The 14,464-nt window shown below is 44.6% G+C and carries 10 protein-coding genes; 1 reads left to right on the top strand and 9 read right to left on the bottom strand.

Annotation, left to right across the window (positions count from 1 at the left end):
* Positions 1 to 93: 93 nt before the first annotated feature.
* On the bottom strand, positions 94 to 1,194 hold the full coding sequence (locus CEQ75_RS09635; RefSeq protein ID WP_157677401.1) for an ABC transporter substrate-binding protein: 1,101 nt from the start codon (positions 1,192 to 1,194) through the stop codon (positions 94 to 96).
* A 109-nt stretch (positions 1,195 to 1,303) separates the two neighbouring features.
* Entirely contained in the window at positions 1,304 to 2,056 is a 753-nt protein-coding gene (locus CEQ75_RS09630; protein ID WP_089610170.1) for an ABC transporter ATP-binding protein, read from the bottom strand.
* A 343-nt stretch (positions 2,057 to 2,399) separates the two neighbouring features.
* Here CEQ75_RS09630 and CEQ75_RS09625 point away from each other — a divergent pair, with 343 nt between their 5' ends.
* Complete coding sequence (locus CEQ75_RS09625; RefSeq protein WP_420828388.1) at positions 2,400 to 3,791, top strand: IS4 family transposase; 1,392 nt, start codon at positions 2,400 to 2,402, stop codon at positions 3,789 to 3,791.
* A 281-nt stretch (positions 3,792 to 4,072) separates the two neighbouring features.
* On the opposite strand, the gene CEQ75_RS09620 is transcribed toward CEQ75_RS09625, so the two are convergent.
* The 7 genes from CEQ75_RS09620 to CEQ75_RS09590 all read right to left on the bottom strand — a co-directional run bounded on the left by CEQ75_RS09620 (position 4,073) and on the right by CEQ75_RS09590 (position 14,455).
* Positions 4,073 to 5,662: a PucR family transcriptional regulator gene (locus tag CEQ75_RS09620; protein WP_198306496.1), complete on the bottom strand. Its 1,590-nt coding sequence runs from the start codon at positions 5,660 to 5,662 to the stop codon at positions 4,073 to 4,075.
* 360 nt (positions 5,663 to 6,022) lie between these two features.
* Complete coding sequence (xsc, locus tag CEQ75_RS09615; RefSeq protein WP_089610166.1) at positions 6,023 to 7,765, bottom strand: sulfoacetaldehyde acetyltransferase; 1,743 nt, start codon at positions 7,763 to 7,765, stop codon at positions 6,023 to 6,025.
* 199 nt (positions 7,766 to 7,964) lie between these two features.
* Entirely contained in the window at positions 7,965 to 11,006 is a 3,042-nt protein-coding gene (locus CEQ75_RS18945) for an NAD(P)(+) transhydrogenase (Re/Si-specific) subunit beta (protein WP_242965082.1), read from the bottom strand.
* A 1-nt stretch (position 11,007) separates the two neighbouring features.
* Positions 11,008 to 11,286 (bottom strand): NAD(P) transhydrogenase subunit alpha part 2, encoded by a 279-nt coding sequence (locus tag CEQ75_RS09605; RefSeq protein ID WP_089610164.1) that lies wholly within the window; start codon positions 11,284 to 11,286, stop codon positions 11,008 to 11,010.
* An 83-nt stretch (positions 11,287 to 11,369) separates the two neighbouring features.
* A complete protein-coding gene (locus tag CEQ75_RS09600) occupies positions 11,370 to 12,542 on the bottom strand; it encodes an NAD(P) transhydrogenase subunit alpha (RefSeq protein WP_089610162.1) in 1,173 nt (390 codons plus the stop codon).
* A 285-nt stretch (positions 12,543 to 12,827) separates the two neighbouring features.
* The gene (locus CEQ75_RS09595) at positions 12,828 to 14,003 is read right to left on the bottom strand and encodes a M20 family metallopeptidase (RefSeq protein WP_157677399.1); all 1,176 of its coding nucleotides are present in this window, start codon (positions 14,001 to 14,003) and stop codon (positions 12,828 to 12,830) included.
* Between the two features lie 200 nt (positions 14,004 to 14,203).
* Positions 14,204 to 14,455, bottom strand: coding sequence for a hypothetical protein (locus CEQ75_RS09590; RefSeq protein ID WP_089610158.1), 252 nt, complete (start codon positions 14,453 to 14,455; stop codon positions 14,204 to 14,206).
* Between the last annotated feature and the right edge of the window lie 9 nt (positions 14,456 to 14,464).

Genomic DNA, 14,464 nt, shown 5'->3' with positions numbered 1-14,464 from the left:
TCCCAAATTGATGACATCTGAACTAAAGGTGCAGCAATGACTTGTTAAAACGGAGGTAGAAGGCAACACCTTCTACCTCCGAGAAGTACATCATTATTCAGCAGGTTTTACTTCTAAAGCTGCTTTTAAGTAAGCCGGGTTAATCCCAAATTTCTTTGCTTTTAATTGATCAAATTCTTCCGGTTTAAATTTGTTTTGGTTAACAAAGAAGTTGGCGGCATCCGTGAGGGAAGCTTCTAATTCGCCGCTTTCCATCATCGCAATTTGCTCTTCAATGGTATATAGTTTATGGGTTTCGATATCCAGTTTAACATCTGACTCCGAAATATCCATAGCTGCCCAATCCTTGTAATAGGTTTGAATTTCCGGGACTAAGGCTACCCCTTCACTAAGATATCTTTTAGTTTTTTCGTTATTGGCTGCCAGGAACTGAGCGACTAATTCAGGATGTTCTGCGGCAAAATCTTTTTCAGCCAGGAACATCATCAATGTGGTAGCACCAACCTGCGAAGCATCTGCTACTGTTTTCCAACCTTTTTCAAAGGCACGATACATATAGGGCGTCCATAATACCAGGAAATCTCCCTCGCCGCTTTCAAAGGCTTTGATCGCCTGAGCTTGTTCCAGGTTGTTAATGACAACATCTTTTTCAGTCAATCCCAGGGCTTCCAAATATTTTGATAAGGTGTAATGGCCGCTGGATACGGTGGTTACCAGGAAGGTTTTGCCCCGCACGTCATCCGCGCTGCCAAAAGCTTTCGGAAAATCAGGATTGGAACCTTGGGTTTTAAAGACCGCATTGTCTGCTCTGGCCATAACCGCATTGGCCGGGGATTCATCGGAAGCGATACCGACCATTTCCACATCATACCTTAAGCTGGCCATCAGAGAAGGCACACTACCGGCATCCGCGATCTGCCATTGTTTTGCCGGCAAGGTTTCAATCATGGGCATCCCGGAGTCAAAAAACATCATTTCGATATCCAAGCCATATTTTTCATCAGTACCGTCCATAGTTGCGGTATAGATGGGCCAGGCATCAATTTGACCTAAAAAGGCTGCATTTAATTTAGTAACTTTATCCCCATCTCCTGAATCTGTGCCATTAGAGCCGCCGCACGCGGTTAACGCAAAAGAAAACAAAATCAAGCCGAGGAAAACTGCCAATAACTTAAAAGAAGAGCATTTTTTCATGTTTCTTACCTCCATTTTCTTTTGGAAAATCATAAGAAAAATCAGCGCCAAAATCTTGATCCTTGAAACAAAAAAACCATAAGTTATTCTATCTCACTGAACCCAATAATCACCACCACCTTATTAATTCAGTAACTTCTTTTCTGATCCGAATAAATTCCGGATCAAGATAATTACGAGGTCTTGGTAAATCCACATGGACCTCGGCCTTGATCGTTGTCGGTTTATTGCTGAGGATTAAGATTCTTTCCGCCACATAAACAGCTTCTTCAATATTATGGGTGACAAAAAGTACGGTATTTCCAAATTCCTTCCAGATACGGATCAGTTCATCCTCCAGATAGAAGCGCAGCTTCACATCCAGTTGTCCATACGGCTCGTCCATCAGGAGCAGGTCCGGATTGACGGAAAAGGCCCTGGCAATGGCCACCCTTTGTTCCATACTGGAAGAAATCTGGTTGGGATAAAGATCGGCACATTCTGTCAGTCCTACCACTTCCATCACTTTATCCAATTCTTTTTTTAGTTTATCGGGGGGAAATTTCTTTACTTCCATGCCGTAGGCGATGTTATCCCGCACGGTGCGCCAAGGCAGACAGGATGGCTCCTGAAAAACGAAGGAAATATTGTGTTTCTTGGGATCAGCCGGTTCCCCGTCAATTAAAATATTCCCTTTGGTGGCAGGATAAAGGGTGGAAAGCACATTTAAAAAGGTGGTCTTGCCACATCCTGTCGGTCCCACAATCACAAGAAATTCACCTTTACCCACGGTGAAATTAATGTCATTTAAGACCAACAGATCGCCAAAGCTTTTCGTTAAATTGTTTACGCTTACCTTGGCTTCTCTTTTTGTTACAGACATTTTATCACTCCCAACTCTGTACGTTATATGATCCTTGATCGAATTCCAAGACTCCCGCTTCTATGAGTGGGATTTCCTGTTTTTACCCAGGTGAGATCGTTCACAATCTGAAGCACCGGTATTCAGCTTACGCTGAACGAGTTCACTATCGTACTGCCAAAAGCATGATTAGTCTTCTGTTTATATTATCATTAGCATACAATAATTAATACCTCAACTTTCGCACTAGAAAAATGTCCTCAAACCCTTGGTAAATATGAAATTTAACAACAAAAACACCCCCTCGATATGGTAAAATTGAAGTGACAAAACCCAATTATTCCATAGAAAGAAGGGTGTTCTTGTGACTTCTATATTACCAAAAAAAATAGCTTCTGAAAAGGAGTCAGCCAATTACGTTGCAAACTTTTTCAAGGAACATAAAATTGGCCAAACATTAAAGCAGTCGAACTTTTTTAAACAGAAGGGCTTTCCTTGCAAAGACCTACTACAGTTTCTCGTGACGCTGATCTTTATGGGCAAAAACCTATGGCGCTATCTGAACACCGATGCCAACAACGCCCCATTTCAAAAAGATGCTGTCTACCGATTTCTGAACAACTGCTACTACAACTGGCGTAAGTTCTTGCTGCTGCTCAGCTCCCAGATCATTCAAAACCACATCGTACCGCTCACTGACGAGAAGCGAGTCAATGTCTTTATCATCGATGACTCCCTTTTCAGTCGATCCCGAAGCAAGGCAGTAGAACTTCTGGCTAGGGTCTACGACCATGTGGAACACAAATACGTCCGAGGCTTCCGAATGCTAACCTTGGGTTGGTCAGACGGCAACACCTTTTTGCCTCTAGCCTTCTCCCTGCTTAGCTCAGAGAAGGAATCGAACCGACTACAAGGCATGAATGCTATGGACAAACGGACAAACGGCTATAAGAGACGTAAAGAGGCTATCCACAAGAGCACTGAAGTGTTGTTGGAACTGCTAAAACAAGCCAAGGCGTACATGGTTCCGGCCAGCTACCTCCTGTTTGACAGTTGGTTTTCCTTTCCCGTCGTGATCAGAAAGGTATTGGAACAGCAACTTCACACCATCTGTATGCTTAAGTCGATGCCCACAGTCAAATATGAATACCAGGGACAAAATCTCACCCTGAACAAGCTGTATGCCGCAGTCAAAAAGAAACGGGGTCGGGCCAAAGTCCTTGCCTCTATCATTGTAGAAATTGGCCAGATGTCAAGCGGCGAACCAGTACAAGCTAAGATCGTATTTGTCAGGGACAGAAGAGCCAAGAAGAAATGGCTAGCGCTCCTCACCACCGATACTGAACTTCCGGATGAAGAGGTCATCCGCATTTATGGGAAGCGTTGGAACATCGAGGTTTTCTTCAAGATGTCCAAGTCCTATCTCGGGTTGTCCAAAGAGTTTCAGGGACGTTCTTATGATTCCATGGTGGCGCACGTTACCATCGTGTTTATCCGATACATCATGCTGGCTTTGGAGAGCCGAAACGGTGAAGACCCGAGAACCATTGGCAACCTTTTCTACATCTGTTGCGACGAGTTACAGGATATCAGCTTAGTGGAGGCGCTACAGAGAATCTTCTTCCTAATGGAACAATTTTTACAAGAGCAACTACAACTGGCAGAGGCAGAAATCCGCAAACTGATTGACTTCTTAATCAGCAATTTACCCTCGTTTTTCAAGGAACGACTGGCTGTTTCTTTCTGCGAAAGTTGAGTTAATACTTATAGGCAGCACTCATTTCGTAAATGTGTTCTTAAAATATATTTTACATTATGTTAATAATAATTTTACTTAATAAAAACACTGATCACAACTAAGTGTTTTATTATGATATCGTGAATATTATAATTAAAATCTTTAGTTGTTATGGCGTCAAAACCTCTGATTGTACTAATACCTTCAATCCTTAGGAACTGGCAGATCCTGACAGTAAAAAAAAGCCGGATGGTAATTAAAGGAATTAGTCCATCCGGCCGATCTGCGGTAATCATAAATCAAGAAACCGTTCTTTTGTAATTATAAGCACAAAGAGCCAGTTCGATGGCTAAACGTTTTTCCGCCTTCATAAAATCCTCACCCAAAAGATGCTCCAGCTTTTGGATGCGCAGATAGAGGGTTTGGCGTACAATGAAGAGCAGCTCCGCTGTTTGCTGTTTCGATCCATTGGAGCTTAAATAAACCTCCAGGGTTTTCATCAATTCCGTGTGGTGCTCTTGATCATATTTAATGACTGGTGTCAGGTATTCATCAATCATATTATCCAAATTACTGACCCGATCCAATAAAGAAATAATGCGATAAATGTGTAAGTCATCATAAATAGGCTCATTTTTCCCGGTTCTTTTTTGAATAGCAATGGCATCCAAAGCTGTCTCATAGCTGAGCTTTACCTCGTTTACCAGGGTAACTCTTTTTCCTACCCCGTAAAAGGCTTGAACACCTTTGGGCAGAGAATGATTCCTCAATTGCAGCTGATCAATAATTTTGGGCAGCTTCTTTTTCCAAGCGCTCCCTGAATTATAATCCAAGAGCACAAAAACTAATTGATCGGCTTCACATGTGCCTAATAAATAGAATCCTTCTTCCTCAAAGAGGGAGCGTGCCACAATCATGGTATGAGTCATAAATTTATTTAAATGCTTATCTTGTCTGGATGGGTTATTCAACCTTAGGACGCAAACCAGATAGCCGGAAACATCCGTCTTCAGCACAGATTGACTCAATTTATGGGTTACTTCGTATTCGGGAAGACGCCCCTTGAGCCAGCCCATAATCCAAAGGTTCTCCTCATGGTTTCTTTTCTCCTGCCCGGATAATTCCCGCAGCAGCTCCTGAGCTAGGGCCACAACCACCCGATCCAAAATTAAAATTTCAATATCCTGCAATTCGTGCTGCCCGGAAAAAAGAAACACATCCGCCCATTTTCGGTTTAGGACGTTAATGGGTCTGCTGACAAAAGAAAGGTTGAGGTCTCTGATCAGACCTTGGGCAGCAAATTTAAGAAAACCCTTCCGTTCTGCCATGGGTATAGAAGGCACAAAAACAGCTTCTCCCTGGGCCGGCACATAAACCACATTTTGCCCCGTAAACTGATGTACCACTGCTAAAATATCTTCCATATCATGAGAAGCCAGGAGGATCTCGTTTAGCTTTGCGGAAAACTCCTCCATCCGAGAAAAGGTAATGGAATCTTTGGTAATGATCATCGTGTGCAGATCCCGGGTGACATCGATGAAATTTACGGTATCACGAAATACCACCAAGGGAAAATCGTGTTCATCCGCCAATTTAATCAACTCATCAGGAATAGAAGTAATATGGGAAACCAATTCTACACATAGGCCGGAAACATTCCTCTTAATCAGATTCTGTAAAAAGGAAAGACCGGTCTCCAAATCAGTAAAAACACGTCCGGTGGAAAGAATAAATTCATTGCCTGTAAGGCTATCATATAATTGGGAGTCCAAGATATGCACCCACTTAATCCTGCGCTTAATTCCTGCCGTACCGGCGATAATTTCTCCTTTTTTAAAATGAGGAGAATTCAAAACGTGCTCAATTGTCAAGATAAAGTCCTTTTCCATGTTTAGTACCCCATTCTTAAAAATCATCAAAAAAAAGAAAATCTAAAAATTTTCTTACAGTCCGGTTCTTCTAATTCCTCTCACTGCCATGAAAGATTGATTCTTCATGTTATGTGGGAAATTATAATTTAGTTTGATCAGCAGGCAATTATTATTTACATTATGACAATATACATTTCGACACAATATAACACATTTCCTTTAAAATTAGCAAATTAATTACCTGTCACTTAGCTGTAAGAAATCCAGACTAAACACATAATGCAAAATAAAATGGCTTTCATGGGCAAAGATGATTTAAAATCATCATGCCCAGAAAGCCATAAAAGTAGTTTCTAAAATAAGAATCTATTTGTTTTTTTATTTATCCCAGTTTCTGTAATCCAAGTGAGCATATTTTTCTAAATGACGGGTCGGTAATGCCAAAGCATCCTTTCTGAAGGGAGGTGCCAACTGCGTTCCATCCACACAGAATTCCAGCACGGTGGGCTTTCTGGAAGCCAAGGCTTGCTCAAATGCGCCCTGAATCTGATCTTCTTTTTCAATTCTGACTCCCTCAGCACCTAATGCCTGAGCTACCGGCACGAAGCTGATAGGATTGGGGATATCAACGCCGACGAAACGGTTGTTGTAGAAGTCGATTTGGTTTTTCTTTTCTGCACACCAGCCCATATTTCTGAATACACAGGCGATAACCGGCAGATTGTGCTCAACAGCAGTGCTGATTTCGTGCAAGCTCATGCCCCAGGCACCGTCACCGATGATACATACAACCGGGCTTTCCGGATCAGCCAATTGGGCACCCAGGCCTGCGGGATAAGCAAAACCGGTGTTACCAAAGGTCAAAGCAGCAATATGTCTCCTGGATTGGGTAAATTTAAAGTAGCTGTTGGCAGTGGAGGAAACGTTCCCAATGTCGGTGCAAAGAATACCGTTTCCAGGCATCATGCCGCTTATTTCATAGAGCACTCGGCGAGGATTCATGGGTGTTCCCGGTTCCATGGCCAAATCTTTAAGTTCCTGATTCCAGTTATTCTGTAATTCTTTAACTTTAGCCAATCTTCCGGCATCCGGCTGACGATCACCCTTAGCCTTTAATTGTTTGTATAGTTCACTGGCAGCAAGTTTAGCATCGCCCACAATGGGAACTTCCACGGGATGACGGCGGCCGATCTGTTTGGGATTAACATCAATTTGGATGATCTTGGCATCTTCCGGGAAATAGTTGATATCATACTGAGGCAGAGTACCAAAAACGGATAGTCTGCAACCTACAGCCAAAATCACATCCGCATCCTTCACAGCATACATGGCTGCTTTGGAACCCATATAACCAATAGGTCCTACCCACAGGGGATGATCTGCCGGGAAAGCATCATTATGGAGATAGCTAACTGCTACCGGAGCAGATAAATGTTCTGCCAATGCTTTAATTTCATCAAAGGCTTCTGAGTCTACCGCACCACGACCGGAAATGATCACCGGATTCTTGGCGTTGGCCAGGATTTCAGCGGCTCGAGCCAATTCCACCGGATCCCCGGCGCCTCGGGTATTCAATGCACGATAGCGATATGGGGGCAGAATTTCTTCATTTACTTCTCCGTAGAAAAAGTCACGGGGTACATCCACATATACCGGGCCACGTTCTGCATAAGCGGTACGGAAGGCTGTTCTCATGACATCTCCAGCTCTGCTGGGATGAGTAACCTGTAAAACCGCTTTGGTGACCGCTTTAAATACCTGTACTTGATTACATTCCTGGAAACCGTCCCAGCCTACAGTGGAGGAACCGGCGGAAGGGCCGATTACAACCATGGGGGTATGAGCCATATTAGCAGCAGCTACTGAGGTCACCATGTTGGTCATCCCAGGTCCATTTTGTCCGATACAAACACCGGCTTTACCGGTAATGCGGCCATAAGCGTCTTCCATATGAGCGGCAGTTTGTTCGTGCCGCACGGGATAGAATTTAATACCTGCTGTGGGCCATAGATCCAACATATCCATAAATGCAGATCCTACAATCCCTGTTACGTGATCGACGCCTTCTTGCAAGAGCACTTCTGTCATTGCTTCACTGGGTGTCATTCTAACTTTTGCCATTTTTTAAAAACCTCCTTGAAGTTATTATTTTATAAATTTGTTGTTTCTGAATTTATAATCTTCTTCTTTCCTTAGTCATAAGTGTACACCATTTTGATCAAAGATGCATTGACCACAATGTTTAAGGGATTGAACTTTTGATTTTACAAAATGTCACCTGTTGTTTTTATCAATATTGTCAAGATCACAAAGCCCATGATTAGTTGATCTCAGAATCTAATTGGGCCACGGTTTCCTTGGCGTCCCCCAGGAGCAGTGTTACTTTGTCCTGGTTACTGTAAAGAGGATTATCCACCCCGGCATAACCGGGCTTGGTATCAAAATTGCAGATGATCACGTGCTTGGCCTGATCCACGTTTAGAATCGGCATGCCGTAGATCGGTGAGCCTTCCGCCGTGTTGGCGGCCGGATTCACCACGTCATTGGCTCCCACAACGATCACCACATCGGTTGCGGCGAATTCCGGATTGATGGCATCCATTTCATAGAGCTGATCATAAGGTACATCCACTTCCGCCAAAAGCACATTCATATGCCCCGGCATGCGGCCCGCCACAGGATGGATGGCAAATTTCACTTCTTTACCCTGTTTCTCCAGCTTATCCGCCAGCTTCTTGACTTCAAACTGGGCTTGAGCCAAAGCCATCCCATACCCGGGTACAATAATGATTCGTTTCGCATCGCGCAGAGCTTGATATTGGTCCTGTTTGGTCATCGGGGTGGCTTCATCGGGTGTTTCCTGGGCATCCAGAGCAATGTCCAGTTTTGCCACCGTATCCTTGGCATCCCCCAGGAGCAGTGTTACTTTGTCCTGGTTGCTGTAAAGAGGATTATCCACTCCGGCATAACCGGGCTTGGTGTCAAAATTGCAGATGATCACGTGCTTGGCCTGATCCACATTTAAAATCGGCATACCGTAAATCGGCGAGCCTTCCGCCGTATTGGCAGCCGGGTTCACCACGTCATTGGCTCCCACAACGATCACCACATCAGTTGAGGCAAATTCCGGATTGATGGCATCCATTTCATAGAGCTGATCATAAGGTACATCCACTTCCGCCAAAAGCACATTCATATGCCCCGGCATGCGGCCCGCCACAGGATGGATGGCAAATTTCACATCTTTACCCTGTTTCTCCAGCTTATCCGCCAGCTTCTTGACTTCAAATTGAGCTTGAGCCAAAGCCATACCATAGCCGGGCACAATAATGATTCGTTTCGCATCGCGCAGAGCTTGATATTGGTCCTGTTTGGTCATCGGGGTGGCTTCATCGGGTGTTTCCTGGGCATCCAGAGCAATGTCCAGTTTTGCCACCGTATCCTTGGCATCCCCCAGGAGCAGTGTTACTTTGTCCTGGTTGCTGTAAAGAGGATTATCCACTCCGGCATAACCGGGCTTGGTGTCAAAATTGCAGATGAACACGTGCTTGGACTGATCCACATTTAAAATCGGCATGCCGTAGATCGGTGAGCCTTCCGCCGTATTGGCGGCCGGGTTCACTACGTCATTGGCCCCCACAACGATCACCACATCGGTTGAGGCAAATTCCGGATTGATGGCATCCATTTCATAAAGCTGATCATAAGGTACATCCACTTCCGCCAAAAGCACATTCATATGCCCCGGCATGCGGCCCGCCACGGGATGGATAGCAAATTTCACATCTTTACCCTGTTTCTCCAGCTTATCCGCCAGCTTTTTCACTTCAAATTGAGCTTGAGCCAAAGCCATACCATAACCGGGCACAATGATGATCCGTTTTGCATCGCGCAGAGCCTGATATTGATCCTGTCCGCCTTGGGACTGAGATCCTGCTTGCTGAGGGTTTTTTCCATCTAAGGAGTCGTTCAGCTGCCCAATCGTTGCTTTGGCATCCCCCAGAATTAAAGTCACATTTTCATCGTTGCTGTAGAGAGGATTATCCACTCCGGCATATCCGGGCTTGGTATCATAATTGCACACAATCACATGCTTGGCCTGATCCACGTTTAGAATCGGCATGCCGTAGATCGGTGAGCCTTCCGCTGTGTTGGCGGCCGGGTTCACGACGTCATTGGCCCCCACAACGATCACCACATCGGTTGCGGCAAATTCCGGATTGATGGCATCCATTTCATAGAGCTGATCATAAGGTACGTCCACTTCCGCCAAAAGTACATTCATATGCCCCGGCATGCGGCCCGCCACTGGATGAATGGCAAATTTCACTACTTTCCCCTGTTTCTCCAGCTTATCCGCCAGCTTCTTAACTTCAAATTGGGCTTGAGCCAAAGCCACGCCGTAACCCGGTACCAGAATCACACTTTTTGCTTCGCCCAGTATTTGTTGGGGTGTCTTTTTCTGCGCAATCGCAGCCTTTTCCTGCTTTACTGCTGATTCTTCTTTTTTAGGCAACCCACCGCCTTTAGCACCGCCGCTTTTCCCGCTGAGGGTAGTTTTCCCTGCCAGTACATCTAATAAGCTCCGGTTCATAGCCCGGCACATGATTTCCGTTAAAAGATAACCGGCAGAAGCTACAATACCTCCTCCGGCTACAAGCAAAGGATCATAGGTGGCCATACCTACCATCGCTCCCGTAACCCCGGAACAAGAGTTGAGCAAGGAGATCGTAATAGGCATATCCGCTCCGCCCACCCGAATGGTAAACAAATAGCCGAAAAACAAGGAGACGATTAAACTAAAGGCTAAGATGGGAATCAAATAATGAGGCCAAATTACCGATAATAATACGGAGAGTAACATCACGAATATTGTGATGATGCTGATGGTATTATGTCCGGGGAAAACCACCGGTTTAGAAGAGATAACCCCGTGCAATTTTGATGCTGCCACCATACTGCCGCTAAAGGTAAGACCCCCTACCACCAAAGCCAGCATTCCTGTTGTCAAGGTAAAGGTGGTGATTTCCACAGGATTCGTTAACACGGTAATAGACAAGAGTACTGCTGCTAAGCCGCCTAAGCCATGGAGAAATGCTACCATTTCCGGCATTTGGATCATTTTGACTCTTCCGCCCAGATATAATCCAATTGCCCCGCCGATTAAAAGGCAAATCCATAAAATACCTAACCCAATTATTTGATAATAATAAAGGGTAACGATAATAGCTATAAATATGGCCCCTGCCCCGATAATATTTCCTTTAACTGCTGTTTTAGGAGAACTCATCAAGAATAAATCATAAAGAATAAAAAGCGCTAAAATAACAGATATGATAAAATACATTATTACACTCATCATCTCAACCCCTTCCCTTGAACATTTTCAGTATTCTATGGGTGACATAAAACCCCCCAACAGTGTTAATAGTGGCCAATACGATAGAAATTGAGCCTATCAATTTAAGCCCGTCAACCAAAGCTAAGGCTGTAGCTACCAAGCCGCCCAGTACTGTAACCCCGGAAAGGGCATTCATACCGGACATTAACGGCGTATGGAGCAGGCTGGGTACATTGCTGATAACTTTGTATCCGGCAATAGTGGCTACAACAAAGAGCACTACTAATACTAAAGCATCCATTATTTTTCCTCCCTTTTAATTACATTCTCTTGATCTAAAAATTAGGTCTCAGGCTTAACCTGAGACCCCTTTAATCATTTCAATTACATATTCATTGCTTCCAAAGTTCCGGCATGGACTAGCTTGCAGTCCTTGCAGACCAGGGATTGTGCCAGAATTTCATCTTCCAGGTTGATATTAACTTTGCCGTCCTGACAAAGATTGGCCACATAATTGTAAATGTTATGGGAGAACATCCAGGTGGAACTGGTGGGCATCATCCCGGGAATATTTTTGGTGCCGTCAATATTGATGCCGCCTAGTTCGAATACCTTTCCGGGATCAGTCATTTCGCAGTTACCGCCTTGGTCAATGGATACGTCCACAATCGCGGAACCGGGGCGCATGGATTTTACCATATCCTCAGTGATTAAGATCGGAGCGATTTTCCCTGGGATCAAAGCGGTCAAAACAAGGATGTCGGAATCGGCAACCGCTGCTTTCAATGCTTCTCGCTCTTTAACTAACCATTCATCAGAAAGTCTGTTGGCATATCCGCCTTCAGCGACGGCCAATTCATCCGGAATTCCCAGGTCTAAAATCTTAGCACCCAAGCTTTGGGCTTGTTCCCGAGCAGCCGGGCGAATATCGGCAGCCGTGACCACAGCGCCCATTCTCTTGGCAGTAGCAACAGCCTGCAGACCGGCAACACCGGTACCGATTACTAAAACATTGGCCGGTTTAATCATGCCTACGGCAGTCCCTACCATGGGCATAAATTTCGACAGTCTGTTAGCAGCCAATAATACTGCTTTATAGCCGGCAACGGTGCTCATGGAAGTTAAGGCGTCCATGTTTTGTGCCCGGGAAATACGGGGTACGCCGTCTAAAGTAAAGGCAACAATTCCTTTGGCAGACATGGCCTTGACCATTTCATGGTTGACAGGGGAGGCGGGATGAATAAAGGTGACCAGCACCTGACCCTTTTTCATCATTTCAATTTCATGCTTACCGGTATTATTATTCATCAAGGGTTCTTTTACTTTCAGGATGATATCGGATTGGTCATAAACAGCTTGGGCTTTGTCGACTAAAACTGCACCGGCGGCCTGGTAATCTGCATCAGCAAAATACGAACCATCTCCGGCTCCTTTTTCCACGATAACCTTGGCGCCTTCCGCCACCATTTTCTTTACCGTTTCGGGAATCGCTGCCACACGTCTTTCGCCGGGCATGATCTCGGTAGGTACTCCCAGTGTTAATCCTTGAAACTTCATTATTTATTCCTCCCTTAATATAATTCATTTTTAAAATACTGCCTGTACAGAACAAAAAATGTTAACTTATTACCGAAAACATATTACACTCATAACCATATCTTGAGTTTACACTAATCATATGAAGATTGCATTGCGCACATTGTCAATTCCCTATACTATCTCATTATACAAAATGTCATGTGTCTGATAAGTTTCCCAATATGTGATTAGAGGGAGGTTATCCTCCGCCTGATCCTGAGAATATTACACCGGACTTGAGCTCGGCATACCCTTCTAAATCTACTAAATCAGCATGGTTATCAGATACAATTGAACTGCCTGAGCTAATTGCTCCAAAGATACCTTTTCATTTTCCTTGTGAACACAAGCCAGATCCCCCGGTCCGATAATCACAGCCTCCATCCCGATGCGGCGAAAAATTGTCCCGTCGGTAGTGCCCGAGAAACCGTTTTCCCGGTAAGGCATGGATAACACTTCATATGCTCCCTTGATTTTTTGGATCATCGGGTCATCTGCCGGGGTTACCCAAGGTTCCCGCTGATCCAATATTTCAATTTCTGCCTCGAAATCCGGCACCTCTTCCTTGATTTCAGCAATCAGCTGCTCCATCAAATTCCAAATATCCTGGGGCATTTGTCCCGGCACCAATCTGGCATCCACCGTGATCGTACATCTGTCCGGAACAATCGCCGGTTCGACACCTCCCTTAATTACAGTGATCTGCCAAAAGGAGGTGCCCAGATAAGGATGTTCCTGATGGGGAATCTCATAACCCGCCATTTTGTTCATCAGCATCAATGTGCGGTCAATAGCATTGATCCCGGCTCCTTTTTGGGAGGCATGCGCGGTCAGTCCTTTCACCGTAATATCCGCCCAGGTTCGCCCCCGGCAGCAGGTCACCAGCTCCATACCGGTGGGTTCGCAAACAACCACATTTTTAGCATCGGCAACCACATCGGTTTTAATGATGGATTTGGCACCCCCCATTAAAGCTTCCTCATCCACAGTAGCCACCAGAATAATATCTCCCGGAGGCACAATACCGTTTTCCGCCAAATAACCCATAGCTACCATCGCCGCTCCTAAACCGGCTTTCATATCGGAAGAACCCCGTCCGTGCAAATTACCATCGAAGATTTCCCCGCCAAAAGGGTCGGTCTGCCAACGCTTCTCTTCATCCTTACTAACAGGTACAACATCCATATGTCCGGTAAAAATAATGGGATTCTCTTCTCCTTTTCCTTTCAAGCGGGAAATCACATTATAACGATCAGTTGCAAATTCCAGTGTTTCCGTAGGAATGTTTTTTGAAATCATATAGTTTTTAACATACTCCGACATTCCCTTTTCCAGTCCAGGAGGATTGATGCTTTTCAAACGTACCATATCTTGTACCACTTTTACAACTTCATCCGGATTTATTTTACTTAAAAGATCTTGCCAGGGATAAACATTCATGGTATCGACACTCTCCTTTTTTAAATATAAGTTTTGTCCGGCATTTAACCAAGCAAGTCGAACTTCCGGCATTTAAAATAAAATTGAAATTGCCATCCAAAGATAAGTCTCTGATGGCAATTTCTTTACTAACCCGACAGTATCCCCATATTTAACCGTTATTAGATCTGATGCCTTCAGAAACTGTCTCTTCTTGATTATTACATGGTTTGATTGGTGTGCTTACCTTTGATTTTTCCTTTACCCTGTCCGTTGGAAACAATTTTGTCCGACTTCTTTTTTGCTTGTATCTCTTGTTCAATTTCGGCGACCTTCAAATTAAAATGACCCTTCCACCAAACTTTGTTAATGATCCCGGCAATCACAATAGGCCCGAGAATCACCATCGCCCAGAGGGTAAAAAAACCGGTCCAAACTGCAGCTGTTGTATGCACTTCTGTAAGCGGCCACATAAAATTCTA

The organism is Dehalobacterium formicoaceticum (assembly GCF_002224645.1).
Taxonomy (GTDB): Bacteria; Bacillota; Dehalobacteriia; order Dehalobacteriales; family Dehalobacteriaceae; genus Dehalobacterium; species Dehalobacterium formicoaceticum.
The sequence above is the reverse complement of the archived record's forward strand: the minus strand, read 5'-3'. Positions and strand labels throughout refer to the sequence as shown.

What these genes read in the sequence shown, in the direction of transcription:
- CEQ75_RS09600 (WP_089610162.1), bottom strand. Translation starts at nt 12,542, where the DNA reads ATGAAGTTTCAAGGATTAACACTGGGAGTACCTACCGAGATCATGCCC.
- CEQ75_RS09605 (WP_089610164.1), bottom strand. Translation starts at nt 11,286, where the DNA reads ATGGATGCTTTAGTATTAGTAGTGCTCTTTGTTGTAGCCACTATTGCC.
- CEQ75_RS09635 (WP_157677401.1), bottom strand. Translation starts at nt 1,194, where the DNA reads ATGAAAAAATGCTCTTCTTTTAAGTTATTGGCAGTTTTCCTCGGCTTG.
- xsc (WP_089610166.1), bottom strand. Translation starts at nt 7,765, where the DNA reads ATGGCAAAAGTTAGAATGACACCCAGTGAAGCAATGACAGAAGTGCTC.
- CEQ75_RS09590 (WP_089610158.1), bottom strand. Translation starts at nt 14,455, where the DNA reads ATGTGGCCGCTTACAGAAGTGCATACAACAGCTGCAGTTTGGACCGGT.
- CEQ75_RS09595 (WP_157677399.1), bottom strand. Translation starts at nt 14,003, where the DNA reads ATGAATGTTTATCCCTGGCAAGATCTTTTAAGTAAAATAAATCCGGAT.
- CEQ75_RS09620 (WP_198306496.1), bottom strand. Translation starts at nt 5,662, where the DNA reads ATGGAAAAGGACTTTATCTTGACAATTGAGCACGTTTTGAATTCTCCT.
- CEQ75_RS18945 (WP_242965082.1), bottom strand. Translation starts at nt 11,006, where the DNA reads ATGATGAGTGTAATAATGTATTTTATCATATCTGTTATTTTAGCGCTT.
- CEQ75_RS09630 (WP_089610170.1), bottom strand. Translation starts at nt 2,056, where the DNA reads ATGTCTGTAACAAAAAGAGAAGCCAAGGTAAGCGTAAACAATTTAACG.